This window comes from Streptomyces poonensis (assembly GCF_014650915.1).
Taxonomy (GTDB): Bacteria; Actinomycetota; Actinomycetes; order Streptomycetales; family Streptomycetaceae; genus Streptomyces; species Streptomyces poonensis.
The window spans coordinates 57,186-81,627 of sequence record NZ_BMVW01000011.1 but is presented as its reverse complement, the minus strand read 5'-3'; the positions used below and the strand labels follow the sequence as shown (position 1 = coordinate 81,627).

At 70.6% G+C, this 24,442-nt stretch carries 18 protein-coding genes; 9 read left to right on the top strand and 9 right to left on the bottom strand.

Features of this window, described 5'->3' with window-relative positions; genetic code table 11:
• Positions 1–302: 302 nt before the first annotated feature.
• Positions 303–1,580, top strand: a complete 1,278-nt coding sequence (gene serS, locus IE242_RS24505; protein ID WP_189862800.1) for a serine--tRNA ligase — start codon at positions 303–305, stop codon at positions 1,578–1,580.
• Positions 1,577–2,404 carry an HAD family hydrolase gene (locus IE242_RS24500; protein ID WP_189862798.1) on the top strand — a complete coding sequence of 276 codons (828 nt, stop codon included), beginning with the start codon at positions 1,577–1,579 and terminating at the stop codon, positions 2,402–2,404. Before serS ends, IE242_RS24500 begins: the two co-directional genes overlap by 4 nt.
• A gap of 529 nt (positions 2,405–2,933) precedes the next feature.
• On the opposite strand, the gene IE242_RS24495 is transcribed toward IE242_RS24500, so the two are convergent.
• The 4 genes from IE242_RS24495 to IE242_RS24480 form a co-directional block, all read right to left on the bottom strand.
• Positions 2,934–3,653: an ABC transporter permease gene (locus IE242_RS24495; protein ID WP_189862796.1), complete on the bottom strand. Its 720-nt coding sequence runs from the start codon at positions 3,651–3,653 to the stop codon at positions 2,934–2,936.
• 10 nt (positions 3,654–3,663) lie between these two features.
• Complete coding sequence (locus tag IE242_RS24490; protein ID WP_189862795.1) at positions 3,664–4,575, bottom strand: ABC transporter ATP-binding protein; 912 nt, start codon at positions 4,573–4,575, stop codon at positions 3,664–3,666.
• A gap of 105 nt (positions 4,576–4,680) precedes the next feature.
• On the bottom strand, positions 4,681–5,622 hold the full coding sequence (locus tag IE242_RS24485; RefSeq protein ID WP_229859391.1) for an ABC transporter permease: 942 nt from the start codon (positions 5,620–5,622) through the stop codon (positions 4,681–4,683).
• The gene (locus IE242_RS24480; RefSeq protein ID WP_189862793.1) at positions 5,612–6,676 is read right to left on the bottom strand and encodes an ABC transporter ATP-binding protein; all 1,065 of its coding nucleotides are present in this window, start codon (positions 6,674–6,676) and stop codon (positions 5,612–5,614) included. Before IE242_RS24480 ends, IE242_RS24485 begins: the two co-directional genes overlap by 11 nt.
• Before the next feature lie 212 nt (positions 6,677–6,888).
• Here IE242_RS24480 and IE242_RS24475 point away from each other — a divergent pair, with 212 nt between their 5' ends.
• From IE242_RS24475 to IE242_RS24460, 4 genes are all read left to right on the top strand, one after another.
• On the top strand, positions 6,889–8,673 hold the full coding sequence (locus IE242_RS24475; protein ID WP_189862791.1) for an SDR family oxidoreductase: 1,785 nt from the start codon (positions 6,889–6,891) through the stop codon (positions 8,671–8,673).
• Positions 8,674–8,823: 150 nt separating this feature from the next.
• On the top strand, positions 8,824–9,372 hold the full coding sequence (locus tag IE242_RS24470; protein ID WP_189862789.1) for an RNA 2'-phosphotransferase: 549 nt from the start codon (positions 8,824–8,826) through the stop codon (positions 9,370–9,372).
• 101 nt (positions 9,373–9,473) lie between these two features.
• Positions 9,474–10,376, top strand: coding sequence for an LLM class flavin-dependent oxidoreductase (locus IE242_RS24465; protein ID WP_189862787.1), 903 nt, complete (start codon positions 9,474–9,476; stop codon positions 10,374–10,376).
• A 101-nt stretch (positions 10,377–10,477) separates the two neighbouring features.
• The gene (locus IE242_RS24460; protein ID WP_229859390.1) at positions 10,478–11,365 is read left to right on the top strand and encodes an HAD-IIB family hydrolase; all 888 of its coding nucleotides are present in this window, start codon (positions 10,478–10,480) and stop codon (positions 11,363–11,365) included.
• Positions 11,366–11,440: 75 nt separating this feature from the next.
• Here the strand turns inward: IE242_RS24460 and IE242_RS24455 are convergent, their stop codons facing one another.
• From IE242_RS24455 to hisC, 5 genes are all read right to left on the bottom strand, one after another.
• On the bottom strand, positions 11,441–12,535 hold the full coding sequence (locus IE242_RS24455; protein WP_189862783.1) for a M23 family metallopeptidase: 1,095 nt from the start codon (positions 12,533–12,535) through the stop codon (positions 11,441–11,443).
• Positions 12,536–12,613: 78 nt separating this feature from the next.
• The gene (cydD, locus tag IE242_RS24450; protein ID WP_189862781.1) at positions 12,614–16,201 is read right to left on the bottom strand and encodes a thiol reductant ABC exporter subunit CydD; all 3,588 of its coding nucleotides are present in this window, start codon (positions 16,199–16,201) and stop codon (positions 12,614–12,616) included.
• 108 nt (positions 16,202–16,309) lie between these two features.
• On the bottom strand, positions 16,310–17,314 hold the full coding sequence (cydB, locus tag IE242_RS24445; RefSeq protein ID WP_189862779.1) for a cytochrome d ubiquinol oxidase subunit II: 1,005 nt from the start codon (positions 17,312–17,314) through the stop codon (positions 16,310–16,312).
• Between the two features lie 20 nt (positions 17,315–17,334).
• Positions 17,335–18,843, bottom strand: a complete 1,509-nt coding sequence (locus IE242_RS24440; RefSeq protein WP_189862777.1) for a cytochrome ubiquinol oxidase subunit I — start codon at positions 18,841–18,843, stop codon at positions 17,335–17,337.
• 341 nt (positions 18,844–19,184) lie between these two features.
• Positions 19,185–20,264 carry a histidinol-phosphate transaminase gene (gene hisC, locus IE242_RS24435; RefSeq protein WP_189862775.1) on the bottom strand — a complete coding sequence of 360 codons (1,080 nt, stop codon included), beginning with the start codon at positions 20,262–20,264 and terminating at the stop codon, positions 19,185–19,187.
• A gap of 415 nt (positions 20,265–20,679) precedes the next feature.
• Between hisC and IE242_RS24430 the strand changes: the two genes are divergently transcribed.
• The 3 genes from IE242_RS24430 to IE242_RS24420 all read left to right on the top strand — a co-directional run bounded on the left by IE242_RS24430 (position 20,680) and on the right by IE242_RS24420 (position 24,173).
• Positions 20,680–21,792, top strand: a complete 1,113-nt coding sequence (locus IE242_RS24430; protein ID WP_189862773.1) for a LacI family DNA-binding transcriptional regulator — start codon at positions 20,680–20,682, stop codon at positions 21,790–21,792.
• 218 nt (positions 21,793–22,010) lie between these two features.
• Positions 22,011–23,105, top strand: coding sequence for a metallophosphoesterase (locus tag IE242_RS24425; protein ID WP_268249490.1), 1,095 nt, complete (start codon positions 22,011–22,013; stop codon positions 23,103–23,105).
• A 195-nt stretch (positions 23,106–23,300) separates the two neighbouring features.
• On the top strand, positions 23,301–24,173 hold the full coding sequence (locus tag IE242_RS24420) for a hypothetical protein (RefSeq protein ID WP_189862770.1): 873 nt from the start codon (positions 23,301–23,303) through the stop codon (positions 24,171–24,173).
• The last annotated feature ends 269 nt before the right edge of the window (positions 24,174–24,442 follow it).

The following is a 24,442-nucleotide window of genomic DNA, read 5'->3' as shown; positions in this document are numbered from 1 at the left end:
TCCCCTCCGTACCCCGCTTGAGAACGGTCACCTGTGAAGTCCACAGATCTTTCGCACAGCCTGTGGATAACTCCCCGGAACCGTGGACCCCTGTGGACAGACGAAGCCCAAGTCACGCTCTCCACAAGGCAGTCAGGTCAACACGAAGACCCAACACTGCCCCGTTCCAGGGAGCACCCCTCCTTCCCTTGACCTGACGGGATTCCGTCCATCGAGATCCACTTTTCCGGCAGAAGCCAGTAAAAGCGACGTATCGAGAATTCAAGTCGAGGGCCGGATCCGCGCACCGGTAGCCTTGAGGGGTGATTGACCTTCGCCTGCTCCGTGAGGACCCCGACCGTGTGCGCGCATCACAGCGCGCCCGTGGAGAGGACGTCGCGCTCGTCGACTCCCTCCTCTCTGCCGACGAGCGGCGCAGGTCGTCCGGCGTCCGCTTCGACGAGCTCCGCGCCGAGCAGAAGGCACTCGGCAAGCTCATCCCCAAGGCGTCGGGCGACGAGAAGGCCGAGCTGCTGAAGAAGGCGAGCCAGCTGGCCGCCGACGTGAAGGCGGCCGACACCGAGCGCGACGCGGCCGCAGCCGAGACCCAGGAGCTCCTCCTCCGGCTGGGCAACCTCGTCCACCCCGACGTGCCCGTCGGCGGTGAGGAGGACTTCGTCACGCTGGAGACGCACGGCGAGATCCGCGACTTCGCCGCCGAGGGCTTCGAGCCGAAGGACCACCTGGAGCTGGGCCACATCCTCGGCGCGATCGACGTCGAGCGCGGCGCCAAGGTCTCCGGCTCTCGCTTCTACTTCCTCACCGGCGTGGGCGCCCTGCTGGAGCTCGCCCTGGTGAACGCGGCGATCGCCCAGGCCACCGCGGCCGGCTTCACGCCGATGCTGACCCCGGCGCTCGTCCGGCCGCAGTCGATGGCCGGTACCGGCTTCCTCGGCCAGGCGGCGCAGGACGTCTACCACCTCGACAAGGACGACCTCTACCTGGTCGGTACGTCCGAGGTGCCCCTCGCCGCGTACCACATGGACGAGATCATCGATGCCGACCGCCTGCCGCTGCGCTACGCGGGCTTCTCGCCGTGCTTCCGCCGCGAGGCCGGCTCGCACGGCAAGGACACCAAGGGCATCTTCCGCGTCCACCAGTTCGACAAGGTCGAGATGTTCTCGTACGTCGACCCGGAGGACTCCCAGGCGGAGCACCAGCGTCTGCTGGACTGGGAGAAGCAGTGGCTGACGTCGCTGGAGCTGCCGTTCCGCGTGATCGACGTGGCGACCGGTGACCTGGGTGCCTCGGCCTCGCGCAAGTTCGACTGCGAGGCGTGGATCCCGACCCAGGGCAAGTACCGCGAGCTGACGTCGACGTCGGACTGCACGGAGTTCCAGTCGCGCCGTCTGCAGATCCGTATGCGTGACGGCAAGCAGGTCCGGCCGCTGGCGACGCTGAACGGCACGCTGTGCGCCGTACCGCGCACGATCGTCGCGATCCTGGAGAACCACCAGCAGGCCGACGGTTCCGTGCGGGTGCCCGAGGTGCTCCGCCCTTACCTGGGTGGCCGCGAGGTCCTGGAGCCGGTGGCCAAGTGACCGACGCCGCGACGGCGCCCCTCCCGTACCGACTGATCGCCACCGACCTCGACGGAACGCTTCTGCGCTCCGACGACACCGTCTCGGAGCGCACGCGTGCCGCGCTCGCCGCCGCCACGGCGGCGGGCGCCGCGCACATCGTCGTCACGGGGCGCGCGGCGCCCTGGACCAAGCCGATACTGAAGGACCTCGGTTACGAGGGCCTCGCGGTCTGCGCCCAGGGCGCACAGGTCTACCACGCCGGCGAGGACCGCCTGCTCACCTCGGTGACCCTGGACCGTCAGCTCGCGACGCTCGCCCTCGCCAAGATCGAGGCCGAGGTCGGCCCGCTGCTGCTGGCCGTGAGCCGCGACGGCCTGGACGGCGAGGTGCTGGTCGCTCCCGGCTACCGGGTCCACGACGGCCCGCTGCCGTACCAGCCGATCAGGGACGCGGCGGACATCTGGGCGGCGCCGCTGAACAAGGTGTACATCCAGCACCCGAGCCTCTCCGACGACGAGCTGGCCGAGGTGTCCCGCCAGGTCGCGGGCGGCCTCGTCGGCGTGGTGATGGCCGGCGAGGGCATAGTCGAGATCCTGCCGCTCGGTCTGACCAAGGCCACCGGCCTGTCCCTGGCCGCACGCCGCCTCGGCTGCCGCGCCTCGGACACCCTCGCCTTCGGCGACATGCCGAACGACATTCCCATGTTCGCCTGGGCCGCGTGCGGCGTAGCCATGGCCAACGCCCACCAGGACCTCAAGGACGTGGCCGACGAGGTGACCGCCTCCAACGAGAAGGACGGCATCGCGGTTGTACTGGAGCGGTTGCTGGCCGGGAAGGCTTAGGGCGGCTCAGGACGGCTTAGGGCAGCTCAAGGCGGCCGAGGTGGGACGGCTCAGGCCGATGATCCGTCTGCCGCGCCGCAACGTGGGCGGACAGACAGAGCGGAGACCGCAGCGGAGCGGCGGGCCGGAGACCGGCCCGCCGCTGCGGCAACGACCGGGTGGGCGGCCCGCGCGGGATCGCGCGCTCGAAGCGGCCGCCCCGGGCAGCTCCCCGTGCGAGGCGGGCTCGACGGAGGGGTAGTACTCCGGAGCCCGCCGCGGGCTGCCCTGCTGGGAGCCCGGCGAACAGAGACACCGGACCCCGCTCCCAGTTCGCGACACCGGCTCAAAACCGGCGTCCGGGGACAGATCCACTGTGCCCGGGCCCGGGATAAGGCGCCACCGAATAAATTCGCCTACCGCCGTTGGCCACCGGACCAACTGGGTGGGCCAGGGTCGACCGGCCGGGGCCGCAACTCGGAACCCCGTCGGGGCACCGGCCCGGTCAGGCACCCGCGCGCGGTGACCCGTCACCGCTGCCGGGCCCCCGTCACTCCTCCCCTGCCAAGGTCAGCCGCCTCAGCTTCTGGCCGGCGTACCAGGTCGCTCCCGCCGTGACCGCCGCCAGCAGGATCACCGCGGTCGGCAGGCCCACGTCCGAGGTGACCAGGTCACCGCCCGCGACCTTCTGGGCGACCGCGAGGGCCCACTGCTGGACGCTGAGGGTGCGGGCACCCTCGACGAGGGAACCGAAGAGCGCCTCCCAGACCAGCGCGTAGACCAGGCCGAAGACGACGGCGTGCCGGGTCACCGTGCCCAGGAACAGGAAGACCGCGGCGTACGCGATCGACGCGACCAGCGCTGCCACCGTGTAGGCGACCGCGACCTGTTGGCCGTTGCCGTTCAGGATGAGGCCCGCGACAAGCGTCGGGACCGCCGAGAACACCATGGTCACGGCGATCGCCACGATGAGCTTGGTGAAGATGATGGCCGGCCGCTTCACCGGCTTGGACAGCAGGTACACCACCGAGCCGTCGTCGATCTCGGGTCCGATCGCTCCGGTGCCCGCGATGACGCCGATGACGGGCACCATCGTGGCGAGCGCGAACCCGCCGAGTACATCGGCGGCCACCTGGTCGTCCGCCCCGCTGAAGCCGCGCACGGCCAGCGAGATCACGATCAGCAGCACGGGCAGCGCACCCAGGATGACGGCCCGGCGACGGCCGAGCAGGCCCCGGTAGGTGAGCCGGGCGACTGTGGGGTCGTACATCTCGGGCCTCCTACGCCGCGACCAGATACGAGAAGACGGACTCGAGGGACTCGTCCGACGGGGAGACCGTCAGCAGGCGGATGCCGTGGTCCCGGGCCACCCTCGGCAGCAGGGCCGTGAACCGGCCGAAGTCGACCGCCTGGATGTGCAGCGCGCCCTCGGTGACATCCACTTCGATGCCCGCCGTCGAGGGGTCCGCGATCAGTGCGGCGGCGAGCGCCCGGTCGTCGCTGGAGCGTACGAGGTAGCGGTGCGGGCGGTCGGTCATCAGCCGGCGGATGCGCCGGAAGTCACCGCTCGCCGCATGGCGTCCGGCGACGATCACCTCGATGTGGGAGGCCAACTGCTCGACCTCTTCGAGGATGTGGGACGAGAACAGCACCGTGCGGCCCTCGTCGCCCATGCGCCGCAGCAGGTCCATGAGCTGCATCCGCTGGCGCGGGTCCATGCCGTTGAAGGGCTCGTCGAGCAGCAGCAGGGATGGCTCGTGGACCAGCGCGGAAGCCATCTTCACGCGCTGCCGCATGCCCTTGGAGTACGTCGCCACCTTACGGTCCTGCGCGTACTCCATCTCGACCGTGGCGAGCGCCCTCTGTGCCTCCTTCTCCCCGAGGCCGTGCAGTTCGGCGTTGGCGAGGACGAACTCGCGGCCGGTGAGGAAGTCGTACATCGCCTCCCGCTCGGGGACGATGCCGATGTGCCGGTAGATCTGCTCGTTGCCCCAGACCGGTTGGCCGTCGAGCGTGACGGTGCCCGTGGAGGGCGCCAGGAAGCCGCCCATCATGTTGATCAGCGTGGACTTGCCGGCGCCGTTCGGGCCGAGCAGGCCGGTGACGCCGGGGCCGATGGTCATCGTGATGTCGTTGACGGCGACCACGTTGCCGAACCAGCGCGAGACGTGATCGATGGAAAGAGTGCTCATGGGCGCAGCCCATTCCGTGAAAGGGCGGTGGTGGGAGACGGAGAAAGAGTGCTCATGGGCGCAGCCCATTCCGTGGAAGGGCGGTGGTGGGAGACGGGCGGGCGGTCACAGTCCGGCCTTTCGGTAGCGGCGCATCAGCAGGCCGTAGCAGCCGGCGATGGCGCCCAGGGTGACGAGGGCGAAGACGACGCCCTGGCCGCTGGAGGGGCCGATTCCGCCGGGGAAGGCGGAGCTCGCGCCGAGGAACGCGGTCTGCACCCCGTCGATGAGCGTGATGGGCGAGAACAGGCCCAGCCAGGGGACGGCTCCGGTGCTGGACTGGTCGAATGCGATGGCCTGGAGGGTCGACACGGCCCCGTAGGAGATGGTCAGCGCGGCGATGACGGCCGCGACGCCGAAGCCTCGGCGCGGCGTGACCGCTGAGATCACCAGGCCGATACCGGAGAACAGGAGCGACAGCAGTGCCACGGAGACCAGTCCCTGTGCGAAACCCTTCGTCTGGTCGGTGAAGTCGAGCTTGGCCAGCAGCGCGCCCACGTACAGCACGAGCAGCGGCGCGGCGGTCAGGACGAACAGCGCGGAGGCCAGCGCCGCGTACTTGGCGCGTACGTAGTCGGCGGTCTCTATGGGGCGCGAGAAGTACAGCGGAATGGTCTTGAAGCGCAGGTCGAGCGAGACGGCCTGTGGGGCCTGCGCGGCGACGTACAGGCCGATGACGGCCTGCATGATGACCGCGTAGCGCGTGTAGTCGACGGGCAGGTCGTCCATCTTGGTGGCGACGGCGACCGCCACCATGATCGCGGCGGGCAGGCACATCACCACGAACAGGATCATGGGCAGCACCTTGGACTTCGCCGAGCGGCCCAGCCCGTACGCGCCGCGCAGGGACTGCGAGTAGAGGGAGCGGCGGGCGTAGGCGCGGCCCAGGCGCGGGCCGTCGTAATTGCGGTAGCCGATGTTGTGGATCCGGGTCTGCTCGCCCGCGCGCGGGACGGTCTGTCCGCCCGCGTGCGTGCCGGTCTGTGCCGGGGGATGCTCAACCGCCATGGCCGACCGCCTCCTTCCGTACGTCCGGGCCGTCCTGGCCGTCCTGGGTGGCCGCCTGCTGGTCGCCGTCCTTGAATACCTCGGCTATGTGGTGCCTGCGCTGCTCCATGCGGATCAGGCCGAGGCCGAGGTCGGCGACCGTGTCGCGCACCAGGTCGTACGTCTCCTCGCCCTGGGCGGTGAGCAGCAGGATGTGCCCGGCACCGGGCAGCCCGCCGCCCGTGTGGATCTCCAGCCCGCGCGCGTGGAGTGCGTCCCGCAGGGCGCGTGTGCCGTCGGGGTGCTCGTCGGTGTCGGTGACCTCGACGGCGAGGGTGGTCGTGGTCTGGGTGAAGTCCCTGGTGGAGCTGGAGCGCAGGAGCTTGCCGCCGTCGATGACGACCACGTGGTCGCAGGTGCGTTCCAGTTCGCCCAGGAGGTGCGAGGTGACCAGCACCGAGATGCCGAAGTCGGTGTGGATACGGCGGATCAGCCCGAGCATCTCGTCGCGGCCCACCGGGTCGAGGCCGTTGGTCGGCTCGTCGAGGAAGACCAGCTGCGGATCGTGGACGAGGGCCTGGGCCAGCTTGACCCGCTGCTTCATGCCGGTCGAGTAGCCGCCCATGGGGCGGTACCGCTCCTCGTACAGGCCGACATGGCGCAGTGTGTCCGCCGTGCGTTCACGGGCCGCGGTCGGCGGGAGCCCGGACATGCGCGCCATGTGCACAACGAACTCGGTGGCCGAGACGTCGGGCGGCAGGCAGTCGTGCTCGGGCATGTAACCGACCCGCTCACGAATGGTGCCGCCCTTGGTGGCGACGTCGAGTCCGAGCACCTCGGCCCGGCCCTCGGTGGCGGGGGACAGACCCAGCAGGATCTTGATGAGTGTGGACTTGCCGGCTCCGTTGGCACCGACGAGTCCGGTCACACCGGGCCCGACGTCCACGGAGAGCCGGTCGAGCGCGGTCACCCTCGGGAACCGCTTGCTCAGGCTTTCGGTCGCGATCACAGTCACGCCCTCGACGGTAGTGGCGCGGACCACAGCGGTCGTCACCCCGCAGAGCTGTCCGAGCATCAGCCTCGAGTATTACGGGCCCGTAGGGGTCCACCTCTAGGTGCAGGGGCCTCGGTCCGCACCTCACGGGACATCACCGACCCCTGAGTTGTTCCCAGGTCTCCGATACGGCTCTTGACGCAGTCGCTGACCGTTGCCACATTCGTTCCGGCGGAGTCGTGGGTGTGACGTTACGGACACGTAGCGCAGTCGGCGAACGGGGGGTCCCGCGAGTGAGCGAACAGCAACGGGCTGCGGGCGGGGAGGGGCGCGGCGCCGTACGAGAGCGCCGGGTGCGCGCGGACGGGGTCGAGCTGTGCGTCGCCGAGCTGGGCGATCCCGAACTGCCCACCGTCGTGCTCGTGCACGGCTACCCCGACTCCAAAGAGGTGTGGTCCGCGGTCGCCCACCGGCTCGCCGACCGCTTCCACGTCGTCCTGTACGACGTCCGCGGGCACGGCGGGTCGACGGCTCCGCGGCCGCTGCGCGGCGGGTTCACCCTGAAGAAGCTGACGGACGACTTCCTGGCGGTGGCGGACGCCGTCAGTCCGGGCCGGCCGGTGCACCTGGTGGGGCACGACTGGGGCTCGGTGCAGGGCTGGGAGTTCGTGACGGCCGCGCGCACCGAGGGCCGGATCGCGTCCTTCACCTCGATGTCCGGTCCGTCCCTCGACCACTTCGGGCACTGGATCAGACGCCGGCTGAGGCGGCCGACCCCGCGCGCGGCGGCGCAGCTCCTCGGCCAGGGCGCCAAGTCCTGGTACGTGTACCTGCTGCACACTCCGGTCCTGCCGGAGCTGGCCTGGCGCGGTCCCCTCGGCAGACGGTGGCCCGGAATCCTCCGGCGCACGGAGAAGATCGCCGCGGACGGTTACCCCACCTCGTCACTGCCCACGGACGCGGCACATGGCGCGTGGCTGTACCGGGACAACGTCCGGTCCCGGCTGTCGAACCCCCGCGAGGACGCGTACGCGCACGCGCCCGTACAGCTCATCACGCCCCTGGACGACGCGTTCCTCTCGGAGAGGCTGTACGACGGACTGGAGGCGTGGGTCCCGCGCCTGACCCGCCGGACACTCCCGGCCAAGCACTGGGTCCCGCGGACGCGTCCCGACCGACTTGCCGCCTGGATCACCGAGTTCGTGACGGCCACCGAGAGCGGACACCCCGCCCCGGTGGCCACCGGCCGGTACGCCGACCGGTTCGGCGGACAGCTCGTGCTGGTCACCGGTGCGGCCTCCGGTATCGGGCGGGCCACCGCGTTGGCGTTCGCGGAGGCCGGCGCGCGCGTGGTGGCCGTCGACCGGGACGCGGCGGGCGCGGCCCGCACGGCGGAGGCGGCCCGGCTGGCTGGCGCCCCCACGGCCTGGGCCGAGACGGCCGACGTCTCCGACGGGGAGGCCATGGAGAAACTCGCGGAAAGGGTCACCGCCGAGCACGGCGTCGTGGACGTCCTGGTCAACAACGCCGGGATCGCGCTGGCCGGCACCTTCCTCCACACCACGGCCGAGGACTGGAAGCGGATCCTCGACACGAATCTGTGGGGCGTGATCCACGGCTGTCGGCTCTTCGGCGGGCGGATGGCCCAGCGCGGCCAGGGCGGTCACATCGTCAACGTCGCCTCCGCGGCGGCGTATCTGCCGTCGAAGACCCTGACCGCCTACAGCACCTCCAAGGCGGCCGTCCTGATGCTCAGCGAGTGCCTGCGCGCGGAGTTCGCCGGGCAGGACATCGGTGTGTCGGCGATCTGTCCGGGCATCGTCACCACGGACATCACTGCGGCCGCGCGCTTCGCGGGCGTCGACGCCGACGAGGAGCAGCGTCTCCGGACGCGCGCCGCACGGCTGTACAGGCTCCGCAACTACCCGCCGGAGAAGGTGGCGGAGGCGATCCTGCGTGCGGTCGTACGCGACCAGGCCGTCGTCCCCGTCACCCCGGAGGCCCGCAGCGGCCGCTTCCTGTCGCGCCTCGCCCCGGGCGCGGTGCGCGCGATCGGACGCCTCGACCCACCCCTGTGAACATCCGTCCGACGGCTGAACCACCGGTCGGGCCCGGCTGGTTGTCCACAGTTTCGACAACTTGCCTGTGGAAAAACCCACTTGGCTGTGGACCAAACCTCGGGACGTAAATGACGTGCGTGATACACGTCTCTCCGGCACCCTGACGAAATGGAAGAACGGCGCATCGTGAAGGTGTCGAAGTATCTCGCGAAACACCTGCGGCACCAGCCCGGGCGCATCGGTCTCACGCTCGACGCGGGCGGCTGGGTGGACATCGGCGACCTCATCGAGGCGGCGGCCACGCACGGCTTCCGCTTCACCAGGGCGGAGCTCGACCACGTGGTCGCCACCAACGACAAGCGGCGCTTCGCCGTCGAGGGCACCCGAATCCGGGCCAGCCAGGGCCACACCGTCGAGGTCGACCTCGGCCTGTCCCCGGCGGTGCCGCCGCCGTACCTGTACCACGGGACGGTGGCTTCCTGCCTGGACGCCATCCGGGCGGAGGGACTGCGGCCGATGAGCCGCCACGACGTGCACCTGTCCCCCGACCGCGACACCGCCACCCGGGTCGGCGCCCGCCGCGGCCGCCCCGTCGTGCTCTCCGTGGACGCCGCCGCGATGCACCGCGACGGCCATGTGTTCCGGGTGAGCGACAACGGGGTGTGGCTGACGGAAGCCGTACCCCCTGGGTACGTGCGGTTCCCGGGGCCGCACTGACCGCGGGCAGGAGCACTCGCCGCCCCGTGCGGCGAGGAGCGACGCGCGCCCGCCGCGTGCCCCGTCGGGGCCGCCACCCACACCCGCTTAGGCTCAAAGGCATGAGTCTGCGTCTGAGCACCGTCATCCTCCCGTACGTCCGCTGGCACGAAGGCGGTCGCTCCGCGTGGGAGCGGGCCGAACAGCTCGGGTTCCATACGGCGTTCACGTACGACCACCTGTCGTGGCGCAGCTTCCGGGACGGTCCCTGGTTCGGGGCGGTGCCCACCCTCACGGCCGCCGCCGCCGTGACCGAGCGGCTGCGTCTGGGCACCCTCGTGACCTCGCCGAACTTCCGGCACCCGGTGACCCTCGCGAAGGAGCTGATCTCCCTCGACGACATCTCCGGCGGGCGTGTCACTCTGGGTGTCGGTGCCGGCGGCACCGGTTTCGACGCCACCGCGCTCGGCCAGGAACCGTGGACGCCACGCGAGCGGGCCGACCGCTTCGCCGAGTTCGTGCCGCTGCTCGACCGGCTGCTGACCGAGGACTCGGTGTCGTACGAGGGCGACTTCTACTCGGCGCACGAGGCGCGCAACATCCCGGGCTGTGTACAGCGCCCCAGGCTGCCCTTCGCGGTGGCCGCCACCGGACCACGCGGGCTCAAGCTGGCCGCCCGGTACGGACAGGCCTGGGTGACGACAGGCGATCCCCGGCTCTACGAGACGGGCACTCCCGAGGAGTCGGTGCGTGCCCTGCGCGGACAGGCCGAGAAGCTGGCTGAGGCGTGCGCCGTGCTCGGCCGTGACGTGACCGCGATGGAGAAGGTCCTGCTCACCGGCTTCACTCCGGACCGCGACCGTCCGTTCCAGTCGCTCGACGCGTTCGTGGACTTCGCCGGGAGTCATGCGGAGCTGGGGTTCACGCACCTCGTCATCCACTGGCCCGTCCCCGACTCGGTCTTCGCCGTGGACGAGAAGGTCTTCGAACGCATCGCCATGGAGGCGACCGCACAGCTGGGATGAGTACGGCCGCGGCAGGCCGCGAGAGGGCTGGTGGGAAGCCCGGCCATGCACTCGTGCACGCACTCGCACGCCCGTGCGGGCTTGTGCGGGAGAATGGGCTCGTGACCTCAGCGACGAGACAGCCCGAGTCCCCGGCCCCGACCGTCCCGCCACGGCTGATCGCCACGGACCTCGACGGCACTCTTCTGCGCGACGACAAGTCGGTGTCCCCGCGTACGGTCGCCGCCCTCGCGGCCGCCGAGGGGGCGGGCATCGAGGTCTTCTTCGTCACCGGCCGCCCGGCCCGCTGGATGGACGTGGTCAGCGACCACGTCCACGGGCACGGCCTGGCGATCTGCGGGAACGGCGCCGCCGTCGTCGACCTGCACGGCGGACCGGGCACCCACCGGTTCGTCAAGGTGCGCGAGCTGGCGCGGGAGAACGCGCTCGACACCGTACGCCTGCTGCGTGAGGCCGCGCCGGACACCGTGTACGCCGTCGAGCAGACGTACGGCTTCCACCAGGAGCCGGGGTATCCGAAGCTCCACGTGGAGATACCCGAGACCGTCGCGCCCGCGGAGAAGCTGCTGGCGCCGGACGGGGCCACCGCCGGTGAGCCGGTGCTCAAGATCCTGGCCTATCACCCTCGTATCGATCCCGACGCCTTCCTCACGACCGCCCGCCTCGCCGTCGGCGACCGCGCCACCATCACCCGCTCCAGCCCCAGCGCCCTGCTGGAGATCAGCGGCCCGGGCGTCTCCAAGGCCAGCACGCTCGCACTGTGCTGCGCCGAGCGCGGCATCTCCCACGAGGAGGTGGTCGCCTTCGGCGACATGCCGAACGATCTGGAGATGCTCACCTGGGCGGGCCGCTCGTACGCCATGGGCAACGCGCACCCCGATGTGCTCGCCGCCGCATCCGGCCGCACCGTCGCCAACAACGACGACGGGGTCGCGGTCGTGATCGAGCGCCTGGTCCATGAACGCCGGCAGCAGTCCGGACGGCTGTAGCGGTCAGGGCTCCGGCCCTTCGGCTCTCCGAGGCCCCGGGCCGCCGAGCGGGCACCTGCGTCCGGGAGTCCGCGCCTACAGCTCCACACCGTGTCTCAGCAGCCACGGCACCGGATCGATCCCCGAGCCGGGCTCCGGCGTGACCCGTACCTCGAAGTGCAGGTGAGGCCCGGTGGAGTTGCCCGTGGTGCCCGACTGGCCGATCCACTGCCCGGCGGACACCGGTTCCCCCTGTTCCACGGTGACGGCGGCGAGGTGGGCGTACTGCGTGCAGTAGCCGTCGGGGTGCCGGACCACGATCTCAATACCGAAGGGCCCGCCGCAGGACACCCGCACGACCCGTCCCGCGCCGACGGCCCGCACCGGCGTGCCGATGGGCACCGCGAAGTCCTGCCCGGTGTGCCGGTTCGCCCAACGTCCACCGCCGCTGCCGAAACCCGCCGAGAGTTCGTACGTCCTCACGGGCGCCACCCATGCGTGCGCGGCCACGGTCCCGGGCTGGTCGAGGCGTACGGCACCACGGCACGAGCCCGCCGCCGCCGACGTGTCCGCCTGCCCCTGCAGCGTCCACCGCGCCTCCTCGAGCTTCTTCTCGAGAGACCGTTTGGTCGTGGCGAGTGCGGCGGTGCGCCGGTCGAGTTCCTCCCACCGCTGCCGTGCCTTCGCCTCGTCGGCGGCGAGCCGCGCCTCCGCGTGACGGCTCCGGGCCACGGCGTTGTCGATCGTCTTCTCCGCCTGCCGGGCGGCCCGGTGTCCGCGGATCATTTCCTCGGGGTCTCCCGCGAGAAGCATCCGAGCGGCGTACGGCATCCCGCCGCCCTGGCGGTAGTGGGCGCGTGCCATCCGGCCGAGGTCCTCATGGAGAGCGGCGATCTGGGCCCGCTCCCTCGTCAGCAGCTCCTCCAGCCGAAGCGCCTCGGCGCGCTGCGCCTCCGCCTCCCGCCGCCCCAGTTCATACCGCTGGGTCGCGGCGGCCGCGTCCTCGTACAGCCGCGCCACCCGGGCACTGACCTCGGAGTCACCGGAGAGACCCGTGGCCCCGCCCTCGGCCGCCGTGGGCCGTGCCACGAGCACCGCGGAGGCGATCAGCAGCACGGAGACGGGCAGCGGATGACGGCGGCAACGTGAGCGCAGGCCAACGAGCAACCGGTGACGACGACGGGAGCACATGTCAGCGATCGTGTCGCGCACCCCCGTGCCCGGTCCTGTTCGAGTCGTACGGCCGGGCGACGAGGTGCCACGGACGGATCACCGCATTGCGCCGAACAGCGCCTCGGCGGCCGGGCGTTCGGCACTGGGGAGCAACCGTGCGGGCGCCTCCCCCCTCGCCTCGCGCACGGCCATGTCCCGCAGCGGTCCGTCCACGGCCGCCAGTTCCGCGTACGGCCCCCGCTGGACGATCCGTCCCCCGGCGAGGACCACGACCTCGTCGACGGCCTCCAGCCCGGCCAGTCTGTGGGTGATCAGCAGGGTCGTACGGCCCTCGGTCGCGGCCAGCAGATCCGCGGTCAGCGCGTCGGCGGTCGGCAGATCCAGGTGTTCCGCGGGCTCGTCGAGCACCAGGACCGGGAAGTCGGCGAGCAGCGCCCGGGCGAGGGCGAGCCGCTGGCGCTGACCGCCGGACAACCGGGCACCGTGCTCGCCGACGAGCGTGCCGAGCCCGTCGGGCAGCGCGTCGGCCCAGTCGAGGAGCCGCGCCCGCGCGAGCGCGTCCCGCAGATCCGCCTCGGTGGCGTCCCGCCGCGCCAGGAGCAGGTTCTCGCGTACGGAACTGTCGAAGATGTACGCGTCCTGGGCGCACAGCCCGACGAGCCGCCGTACGGCGTCACCGTCGAGCGCGTAAGTGTCCACGCCACCCAGCGTGTACGTCCCGCTGTGCGCGTCCAGGAACCGCAGCAGCACCTGCGCCAATGTCGTCTTCCCCGATCCCGAGTGACCGACGACGGCGATCCGGCGGCCTTCGTGGACGGTGAGATCCACCCCGGCGAGCGCGTCCCGGTCCTGCCCTTCGTAGCGGGCGGCCAGCCCCTTGAGAACGAGGGGGAAGGGCGACCGCGGCGCGGACCGCGGCTCCTCCGGTTCGCGTACGGGATCGGGGGCGTCCAGCACCTCGTACACGCGCTCCGCGCTCTTCCGTACCCGCTGCCGGAACTGCACGGCGAGCGGTAGCCCCATGACGGCCTCGAACGCGGCCAGCGGGGTGAGGACTACGACAGCCATCGCGAGCCCGCCGAGACGGCCGTCGGCCACCCCCTGGGCGCCCAGGAGCGCGGTGGCGGCGACCGTGAGCCCCGTGACGAGGGCGGTGAGCCCGTCGCCGAGCGCGGTCGCCGTGGCGGCGCGGGAGGCGATCCGGGTCAGTGCGCTGTCGGCCCGCCGCGTTCCGGCGATCCGCTCGGGCAGGGCGCCCGCCACGGTCAGCTCGGCGGTGCCGGTGAGCAGATCGGCGGTACGGACGGCCAGTTCGCCACGGGCGGGCGCCAGCCTCCGCTCGGCGCGCCGTGCCACCGCTCCGGTCAGCAGCGGTACGCCGGTTCCGGCGGCGAGCAGCCCGACGGCGAGGGCCGCGCCGGCTTCGGGCAGCAGCCACGCGGTGAACCCCACGGAGGCGGCCGAGACCGCGATCGCGGCGCCGGCGGGCAGCAGCCACCGCACCCAGTAGTCCTGCAACGCGTCCACGTCGGCGACGAGCCGCGAGAGCAGGTCACCGCGCCGGGCACGCCCCAGTCCCGCGGGGGCCAGCCGCTCCAGCCGCCGGTAGACGGCGACCCGGGTGTCGGCCAGCATCCGCAGCACCGCGTCGTGCGACACCAGCCGCTCCGCGTACCGGAACACGGCCCGTCCGATCCCGAACGCACGCGTGGCCGTCACGGCGACCATCAGGTACAGCACGGGCGGTTGCTGGGAGGCCCGCGAGATGAGCCACCCGGAGGTGGCCATGAGTCCCACCGCGCTGCCCAGGGCCAGGCTGCCGAGCAGCAGCGCGAGGGCGAGCCGACCCCGCCGGGGGGCCGCCATGGCACGGACCCGGGCCAGCACGGACCGCCCTCCGCTCAGCAGCGGCTCCTCCGCGGATGCCGCCGGGACGGGCCCCTGCCGGGTTTCCCGCTCCACCCGGTCCTGCGAATACTCCCCTTCCTGCCGGTTCTCCTGATCCGGCCGCGACTCCCCGACGCGCGAGGGACCGGACCCCGCAGCGGCGGACACCTCGGTCTCCAGCCGGACCACCCGGTCGGCCACCGCCAGCAGCGCCGGCCGGTGCACCACCAGCAGCACGGTCCGCCCGGCCGAGAGCCGCCGTACCGCGTCCACGACCTCCGCCTCGGTCTCCCCGTCCAGCGAGGCCGTCGGCTCGTCCAGCAGCAGCACGGGCCGGTCCGCGAGGAAGGCCCGCGCCAGGGCGATCCGCTGACGCTGCCCGGCCGACAGCCCGGTACCGTCCTCGCCCAGCAGCGTGTCGGGACCGTCGGGCAGCGCCTCGACGAACGCCAGCGCACCGGCGTCGGCCAGCGCCCGCCGTACGGCCCGCTCATCCGCGTCGGGCCGCGCCAGCCGTACGTTCTCGGCGATGGTCCCGGCGTACAGATGGGGCCGCTGCGGCACCCAGGCCACGCGTGAGTGCCACGCGTCGCGATCGAGGGAGGCGAGATCCGCGTCTTCGATCCGCACCCGTCCCGTGGCCGGCTCCGCGAACCCGAGCAGCACGTTGAGCAGCGTGGACTTGCCCGCCCCGCTCGGCCCCACGAGCGCCACCGTCTCCCCGGTGCGCACCTCGAAGGACACATCGCGGACGGCGTCGGCCGCACGTCCGGGGTACCGCACGGTCACACCCTCGAAGCGGAATCCCCCCTCGGGCGCGGGCTGCGAGCCGGAGACCGGCACCGGCGTCTCCAGCACCTCGAAGATCTCCTCGGCCGCCGCCAGCCCCTCGGCCGCGGCATGGAACTGGGCCCCCACCTGCCTGAGCGGCAGATACGCCTCGGGGGCGAGAACAAGGACGACCAGCCCGATGTACAGGTCCATGTCCCCGTGCACCAGCCGCATACCGATCGTCACCGCCACCAGCGCGACGGAGATCGTGGCGAGCAGCTCCAGCGCGAAGGACGACAGGAACGCGATCCGCAGCGTCCGCATCGTGGCCCGCCGGTACTCCCCGGTGATCCGCTTGATCGACTCGGCCTGCGCCTTGGCCCGGCCGAACACCTTCAGCGTCGGCAGCCCGGCGACCACGTCCAGGAAGTGACCGGACAACCGCGAAAGCAGCCGCCACTGCCGGTCCATCTGCGAACGCGTGGCCCAGCCGATGAGCACCATGAAGATCGGGATGAGCGGAAGTGTGCCGACGATGATGGCCGCGGAGACCCAGTCCTCCGTGACGATGCGGGCGAGCACCGCCACGGGCACGACCACGGCAAGGCCCAGCTGCGGCAGGTAGCGCGAGAAGTAGTCGTCGAGGGCGTCCACCCCGCGCGTGGCGAGGGCGATGAGGGAGCCCGTGCGCTGACCGCTCAGCCAGCCGGGGCCGAGCGCGGCGGCGCGTTCCAGCAGCCGTCCGCGCAGCTCTGACTTCACCGCCGCGCTCGCCCGGTGCGCGGCCAGTTCGGTGAGCCAGGAGACCAGCCCTCGACCACATGCCACCGCCACCAACAGCAGCAGGGGAGTGCCGAGTTCGCTGACCGACAGCCCGTGCTGGAAGGCGCCGACGACCACTTCGGCGATGAGCATCGCCTGCGCGATGACGAGCACCGCCCCGAGAGCACCCAGGCCGACGACCGCTCCCAGGAAGAGGCGGGTGGCCCGGGCGTAGCGCAGCAGACGCGGGTCGATCGGTTTCACGTGAAACACACCCTTTTCTCAGCAGGCGTGTTTCACGTGAAACACGCCTTGCGGCCCGGAGAGTCGCGTTTCACGTGAAACAACGGGTCACACGGCTCTCTGTCGGACTCAGTGCGCGGCCTCGGCGATGTGGTGCGTGCCGATCCGCTTGCGGAACACCCAGTAGGTCCACCCCTGGTAGAGCAGGACCACCGGAGTGGCGATCCCCGCACACCACGTCATGATCTTCAGGGTGTAGGGGGCCGACGAGGCGTTGGTCACCGTGAGACTCCACTCCTCGTTCAGCGACGACGGCATGACGTTCGGGAAGAGCGTGAGGAAGAGCATCGCGACCGCAGCCACGACCGTGAGCCCCGACAGGACGAACGCCCACCCCTCACGCCCCGTCTGGGCCACGCCCACCGCGGCGACGAGCGCGGCCACCGCCACGATCAGCGCGGCCAGCGATGCGCTGTTGCCCTTGTCGGCCTGCGTCCACAGCAGGAAGACCAGTGCCAGTACGGAGGTCACCAGACCCACCCGAAGCGCCAGCGTCCGCGCCCGGTCCCGGATCTCCCCCACGGTCTTGAGCCCGACGAACACCGTTCCGTGGAAGGTGAACAGCGACAGCATCACCAGACCGCCCAGCAGGGAGTACGGGTTGAGCAGGTCGACGATGCCGCCGACGTACTCGAGCTCGGAGTCGATCTTCACCCCGCGCACGATGTTGCCGAAGATCAGGCCCCACACGAACGCGGTGATCAGCGAGGTCCAGAAGATCGCCGCCTCCCAGTTGCGCTGCCACCTCTCCTCCGGCCGCTTCACCCGGTACTCGAAGGCGACCCCGCGCACGATGAGGCACACCAGGATGACCAGCAGCGGCAGGTAGAAGCCGGAGAAGAGCGTGGCGTACCACTCGGGGAAGGCGGCGAAGGTCGCACCGCCGGCCGTGACCAGCCACACCTCGTTCCCGTCCCAGACGGGTCCGATGGTGTTGATGAGCACCCGCTTCTCCGGCCGGTTGCGGGCCAGCAGCCTGGTGAGGACACCGACTCCGAAGTCGAACCCCTCCAGGAAGAAGTAACCGATCCACAGGAACGCGATGAGGACGAACCAGACGTCGTGAAGTTCCATGACTGTGCAGCTCCCTCGGCCTAGTACGAGAAGGCCATCGGCTTGTCGGCGTCACGGAGGTCGCCGCCGATCTTCTTGGGCGGATTGAGGTCGGCCTCGGTGAGCTCCGGCGGGCCGGCCTTGACGTACTTCACGAGCAGCTTGACCTCGACGACCGCGAGGATCGCGTACAGGGTGGTGAACACGATCATCGAGGTGATGACCTCGCCCTGCGAGACACCGGGGGAGACCGCGGCGCTGGTGCGGAGCACCCCGAAGACGACCCACGGCTGACGGCCCATCTCGGTGAAGATCCAGCCCCAGGCGTTGGCGATCAGCGGGAACCCCATGGTGAGGACCGCGACGCGCCAGAACCACTTGGTCAGCGTCGGTCCGAGCACCTTCCCGGGCAGCAGCGAGAGATGCGGCACCTCGTCCTCGCCCACCCTCAGGTGCTGCGGCAGCAGGAACTTCTTGCGCGTCAGCCAGAGGCCGAGCAGCCCGAGGCTGAAGGAGGCCATGCCGAAGCCGATCATCCAACGGAAGCCCCAGTAGGCGACGGGGATGTTGGGACGGTAGTCCCCGGGGCCGTACTTCTCCTGCATCTCCTTGTTGAGCTCGTTGATGCCGGGGACGTACGACTCGAAGTCGTTCTTCGCGAGGAAGGACAGCAGGCCCGGGATCTCGATGGCGACCTTGTTGTGTCCCTCGTCGACGTCACCGACGGCGAAGACCGAGAAGGGCGCGGGGCCCTCGCCGTCCCACAGCGCCTCGGCCGCGGCCATCTTCATCGGCTGCTGCTCGTACATGACCTTGCCGAGCGTGTCGCCGCTGATCGCGGTGAGCAGACCGCCGACGACCACGGTGACCAGGCCGAGCCGCAGGGACGTCTTCATCACCGGGACGTGCTTCTTGCGCATGAGGTGGAAGGCCGCGATGCCGACCATGAAGGCGCCGCCGGTGAGGAAAGCCGCCGTGAGGCTGTGGAAGACCTGGGTCAGGGCGGTGTCCTGGGTCAGCACCCGCCAGAAGTCGGTGAGTTCGGCACGCCCCTTCTCCTCGTTGATCCGGTAGCCGACGGGGTGCTGCATCCACGAGTTGGCCGCGAGGATGAAGTACGCCGACAGGATCGTGCCGATGGAGACCATCCAGATGCAGGCGAGGTGGATCTTCTGCGGCAGCTTGTCCCAGCCGAAGATCCACAGGCCGATGAAGGTCGACTCGAAGAAGAAGGCTATGAGCGCCTCGAAGGCCAGCGGGGCGCCGAAGACATCCCCGACGAAGCGGGAGTAGTCCGACCAGTTCATGCCGAACTGGAACTCCTGCACCAGGCCGGTGACGACACCCATCGCGATGTTGATCAGGAAGAGCTTGCCCCAGAACTTGGTGGCCTCGAGGTACTTCTCCTTGCCGGTACGGACCCAGGCGGTCTGCAGGCCGGCGGTGAGCGCGGCGAGCGAGATCGTCAGCGGGACGAAGAGGAAGTGGTAGACGGTGGTGATACCGAACTGCCATCGCGCCAGAGTCTCCGGCGCCAGAGCGATGTCCACGTCTTCTCCTTACATGCCGTGGTCATGGCGGCAGTTTGCTCAGGTTTGTCAGGCACAGCACAGGACGAACCGGGCAGGCTTGTGAACGCGTTCACATTCACAAGCAATTATGACGCACCCGTGCACGACACGGGGAGGGGGGTCCCCCTTGACGCCGGCCCCGTGCGCAAGGGCCCGACAGCCCCACGTCCGCAGGCCGCCCGGCAGACGGGGACAGGACGAAAGGGGGCGGGCCGGCATCTTGAGGTGAGCCCTCAAGATGCCGGCCCGCCCCGGCGGCCGCTCCGCTCAGCAGCCGATCTCAGCAATCGATCGACCAGGCCCCACGATGTGGCCGGGTGTCACGCGGCCTTGCGAAACGCCTCCGCCACCTTGAGGAAGATGTCGTTGGCCTCGCTCTCACCGATCGTCACGCGGACCCCCTCACCGGGGAACGGCCGCACGACGACACCGTGCTCCTCGCATGCGGCCGCGAAGTCCGCGGTGCGCTCCCCCAGCCGCAGCCACACGAAGTTCGCCTGGGTCTCGGGCACCGTCCAGCCCTGAGCACCCAGCTCTTCCACCACCCGCGTGCGCTCGCACACCAGTGCGCCGACCCGGCCCAGCAGTTCGTCCTCGGCGCGCAGGGAGGCGATCGCCGCCTCCTGCGCGAGCTGGCTCACCCCGAACGGCACGGCCGTCTTGCGCAGCGCCGCCGCCACCGGGTCGTGGGCGATCGCGAAGCCCACCCGGAGCCCGGCGAGACCGTACGCCTTGGAGAAGGTGCGCAGCACGCAGACGTTCGGCCGCTCGCGGTAGATCTCGACCCCGTCGGGGACCTCCGTGTCACGGATGAACTCGCGGTACGCCTCGTCCAGCACCACCAGCACATCGCCCGGCACCCGATCGAGGAAACGCTCCAGCTCGGCCCGGCGCACCACCGTTCCCGTCGGGTTGTTGGGGTTGCAGACAAAGATCAACCGCGTCCGGTCGGTGATCGCGTCCGCCATCGCGTCCAGGTCGTGCACGTCCCCCGGCGTCAGCGGCACCTCCACGGGCGTGGCTCCGCTGATCCGCGTGATGATCGGGTACGCCTCGAAGGACCGCCAGGCGTAGATCACCTCGTCACCCGGTCCGGAGGTCGCCTGGAGCAGCTGCTGGGCGACCCCGACCGAGCCCGTGCCCGTCGACAGGTGGGCCAGCGGTACTCCGAAGCGATCGGAGAGCTCACTCATCAGGCCCGTGCACGCCATGTCCGGGTACCGGTTGAAGGACGACACCGCCGAGGAGACGCTGTCCAGTACGCCGGGCAACGGCGGGTAGGGGTTCTCGTTGGAGGACAGCTTGTACGCCGTGGGCCCACCCGCCGCGGCGGGCTTACCGGGCTTGTAGGTCGGGATCCCCTCGAGCTCGGCTCGCAGCTTGGGGCTCGTCTCGCTCACCGCAGTCCTCCTCGTCGACACTCAATGATCCTCACTTTATGAGGATTCGGCTCCCCTGCGAATGGCCTGTGGACAACTCCGCGCATCCTCGCGGGCGCACCCCGTACGTCACACCCACCCCAGAGGCATCATGAGACGAAGGCGTAGGAAACAGGGGGCGCGCCACGCATAAATGCACGCGCCGGTGGCTCACGCCGTGGCGCGCATCCCCCGTGAAGGTGAGTTGAGACCTCTTCGCAACACGGGCCACGTATCGGACCCATGCGTGCAGGGGAGTCACGTATCGGTCTTGGATCGTTTAAGTCCCTCGCCTTCCCAGGCATTTGGCAATTCCTGACCTTGCAGAAACGTGCCTGTCAACGGACGCATATGCGTCCGCCCTACCCCACCGCATGAGCCCTACTATCGGCTCGCCATGACAGCAGCAGGGAAGCACCAGGTGAGCCGGGCGGAGACCCCCCGCCGAGGCAACCGGCCGGGCCGGGCGGGCATCAGAGACGTGGCCGCCGCCGCCGGTGTCTCCATCACGACCGTCTCCGACGCCCTCAACGGCAAGGGCCGGCTTCCGGACGCCACCCGACGCCATGTCCGAGAAGTCGCCGACCGACTGGGCTACCGCCCGTCGGCGGCGGCCCGAACCCTCCGTACCGGAAAGTCCGGACTGATCGGCCTGACCGTGACGACGTACGGGGATGAACCTTTCACCTTCACCGAATTCGCCTACTTCGCGGAAATGGCGCGGGCCGCCACCTCGGCCGCGCTCGCCCGGGGCTACGCCCTGGTCATCCTTCCCGCGACCTCGCGCCACGACGTCTGGTCGAATGTCGCTCTGGACGGCACCGTGGTCATCGACCCCTCCGACCATGATCCAGTGGTCAGCGAACTGGTCCGGCAAGGACTGCCGGTCGTCTCCGACGGCCGCCCGGCCGGCTCGCTCCCCGTCACCGCCTGGGTGGACAACGACCACGAGGCCGCCGTCCTCGGCATCCTCGACCACCTGGCCGACGCCGGCGCCCGCCGGATCGGCCTGCTGACGGGGACCACGACGGACACCTACACCCACCTGTCCACCACCGCGTACCTGCGCTGGTGCGAGCGGATCGGACAGGATCCGGTGTACGAGGCCTATCCGGCGCACGATCCCTGTGCCGGAGCCGTGGCCGCCGACCGGCTGCTGGCCCGGCCCGACCGTCCGGACGCCGTCTACGGGCTGTTCGACCCCAATGGCACCGATCTGCTGGCCGCGGCCCGGCGGTACGGCATGCGGGTGCCGGACGACCTGCTGCTGGTGTGCTGCAGCGAGTCCACCGTCTACGCCAACACCGAACCGCCCATCACGACTCTGTCCCTGAAACCGCGCCGGATCGGTACGGCGGTGGTCCAGCTCCTCATCGACGCCATCGAGGGCGTCGAGTCGGAGCAACCGGTCGAGCAGGTGATACCGACGGAGCTGATCGTGCGGACCTCGTCCGAGCGCCGACCGCCCCGTACGACGGTCAGCCCGCCGCGATCGCCCGAAGGGGACTGACCGGGCAGGGATCCATAGCGATCCCCGCCAGCAGCCGAGGACGAATTGGGCGGGTCAGTCCCGCCCAATTCGGGAGAAATCAGCGACGAACAGAGGCCCCGCGCCATTTCACCACCCCTGGGTCATCACATGGCGCGATCCGCATTCCTATGATGGGCGCACGACACCGCGGGCCGCTGCGACCAGGCAGTCCGATGCGGTGCAGAGGCGGCGCGATGGTGGTGGAGGGGTCGATGACTCAGGGGGCCGGTCAGGGACCCGAGGTGCGAACGCCGACGGGGCGTGACTTCCGCGTACCCGCGTACATCCACGAACCCGGTCCGTATGCCCACAGCACGCATCCCGGCGAGGTCGCCAGACCGCTCGACGGGACCGAGGGTTACCCGGAGGGATACACGCCCACCGAACGGGACCTGCCCGTGATCAACCGGGGCGACACCGTCCTGCTGTCGGTGGACCCCGAGGCCGTGCCGGCCGGTCAGCCCGCCACCGGCCCGGGCCCGCTGTACGTCGTCGGCGACGTCCACGGCTATCTCGACCAGCTGATCGCCGCGCTCCAAGAGAAGGGCCTGATCGACGCTGCGGGCAACTGGTCCGCGGGCACGTCGCGGCTGTGGTTCCTGGGCGACTTCACCGACCGTGGGCCGGACGGCATCGGCGTGATCGACCTGGTGATGCGGCTGTCCGCCGAAGCAGCGGCAGCCGGCGGCTACTGCAAGGCGCTCATGGGCAACCACGAGCTGCTGCTGCTCGGCGCCAAGCGTTTCGGCGACACACCCGTGAACTCGGGCGCGGGCACCGCCACCTTCCAGGCGGCCTGGCTGCTCAACGGCGGGCAGAAGACCGACATGGAGCGCCTGCAGGACCACCATCTGCAGTGGATGGCCCGGCTCGACGCCATGGAGCAGGTCGACGGCCATCTGCTGGTGCACTCCGACACCACCGCCTACCTCGACTACGGCGACTCCATCGAAGCCGTCAACGACACCGTCCGCGAGACCCTCACGCGCAACGACGCGGACGAGGTCTGGGACCTGTTCCGCAAGTTCACCAAGCGTTTCTCCTTCCGCGACGAGGGCGGTGCCGACGCCGTGCGCTCCCTGCTGGAGGTGTACGGCGGTGCACGCATCGTCCACGGCCACAGCCCAATTCCGTACCTTTTGGGCGAGGTCGGCTCGGAAGAAGGCGAGGACGGCACAGGTCCGGTGGTCGAAGGACCGCACATCTATGCGGACGGCCTGGCCATCGCGATGGACGGCGGAGTGACCATGGCCGGAAAGCTGCTGGTCCAGCAGCTTCCTCTGGCCCACTGACCGCTCCGCGGGCGGGCGTGTCCGGCACGGGACCGCGTCAAGCAATCGCTGCGGGCCGCGCCCAATTTCCGTAAACCCCCTGTCACCTCCCACCGTCGCCGCTCTACCATCGGCTTATCCGTAGCAGGCTCCCCTCCGTTTCTGCCCAACGGCTCGTCAGCATGCCGAGTCACAAGCCCTACGGAGCATCGGGGGATGCACATGAACAGCGTTCCGCAGCACCTGCTGAGCGAGGACCGACAGGAGTACGAGCGGATCCTCAGCGAGGCGCTGCGCTCCGCCCCGAACCGACCGGAACTCGCCGCTGTCGGCCAGCGGCTCAACCCGGAACAACTGCGCACGATGGCGCTCAACGCCACCGCCCTCATCACGGCCGCCGCGGCGGCCGAATACCAGCACTACGTGAAGGTCCGCGAGGAACTGCGCCGGCCGGCGCAGTCCACCCCGCCACCGTCCCGCGAGAGCACGTCCGGCTCGGCGGAGCCGGGCGGAACCGCGGTGGGGCTCGCGACCACCATGGGAGAGGTCACGGAGACGGCCGGGGCAGGTGCCGGTGCAGTCGTCGCCGTCCTTGCTCCCGTCCTCGCCGGGACCGCCGCGGCGATCTTCCTCCTCGTGGGGTACGTCCTGAAGATGGTCACCCCCGATCCGGGAGTCGCCCAGACCCTGCTCACCACCGGCTGGGTGTTCGGCGCGATCACCGCGGCCGCGATCCTCGTGGCCGCGGTCGGCCTCCTTCTCACCGCCCTGCGCAACGGCGCCGCCTCCCTGGACACAGGCCGTGGCGAGCTGGACAAGGAGGTGCAGCGGGCTCGGGAAGCCTGGCGTGAAGCGCTGCTGGAGCGCGGCATCATGCCCTTCCTCCGCGAGGCGCTCGCCGACCCGGGCACTGCCGCCGTGGGCCGCCCGGTCCCGTCGTCCCCGCCCGGCCGCATGCCGCAGCTCGGCTACCACCGCCCGGGCTTCAGCAGCCCGGAGGGCGGCCCGACCGCGGGTCCGCGACCCAGCTTCAGCAGTCCGGACTTCACCAGCCCTGACTTCGGGGGACCCGAGCACCAGCCGGAGTGACACGCCGGAGCGGGGCCGCCACCCTGCCGGAGCACCGCTCCGGCCCCGGCGGCCACCCCGGCGCCACTCCGTCCCGACGACCACATGGGCGCCCCTCCGTCCCGACGGACACGCAGGAGGTGCCACCCAGCCGACTTCGCGCCAGTGAGCGGCATGACGCTCTCGCCACCCCGGCAGCCGCAAGTCCCGTCACAGTGCCGCGCCTGCCCGACCTCCGCCGCCTTCGGCCGCCAGGCATATGACGGCAGCGCCCCACCTGGTCCCGGTTC

Excerpts from the sequence above, each read along its gene's own strand:
- IE242_RS24495 (WP_189862796.1), bottom strand. The coding sequence starts at position 3,653 with ATGTACGACCCCACAGTCGCCCGGCTCACCTACCGGGGCCTGCTCGGC.
- IE242_RS24490 (WP_189862795.1), bottom strand. The coding sequence starts at position 4,575 with ATGAGCACTCTTTCCATCGATCACGTCTCGCGCTGGTTCGGCAACGTG.
- IE242_RS24485 (WP_229859391.1), bottom strand. The coding sequence starts at position 5,622 with ATGGCGGTTGAGCATCCCCCGGCACAGACCGGCACGCACGCGGGCGGA.
- IE242_RS24480 (WP_189862793.1), bottom strand. The coding sequence starts at position 6,676 with ATGCTCGGACAGCTCTGCGGGGTGACGACCGCTGTGGTCCGCGCCACT.
- IE242_RS24470 (WP_189862789.1), top strand. The coding sequence starts at position 8,824 with ATGGAAGAACGGCGCATCGTGAAGGTGTCGAAGTATCTCGCGAAACAC.
- IE242_RS24465 (WP_189862787.1), top strand. The coding sequence starts at position 9,474 with ATGAGTCTGCGTCTGAGCACCGTCATCCTCCCGTACGTCCGCTGGCAC.
- IE242_RS24455 (WP_189862783.1), bottom strand. The coding sequence starts at position 12,535 with ATGTGCTCCCGTCGTCGTCACCGGTTGCTCGTTGGCCTGCGCTCACGT.
- cydB (WP_189862779.1), bottom strand. The coding sequence starts at position 17,314 with ATGGAACTTCACGACGTCTGGTTCGTCCTCATCGCGTTCCTGTGGATC.
- IE242_RS24430 (WP_189862773.1), top strand. The coding sequence starts at position 20,680 with ATGACAGCAGCAGGGAAGCACCAGGTGAGCCGGGCGGAGACCCCCCGC.
- IE242_RS24420 (WP_189862770.1), top strand. The coding sequence starts at position 23,301 with ATGCACATGAACAGCGTTCCGCAGCACCTGCTGAGCGAGGACCGACAG.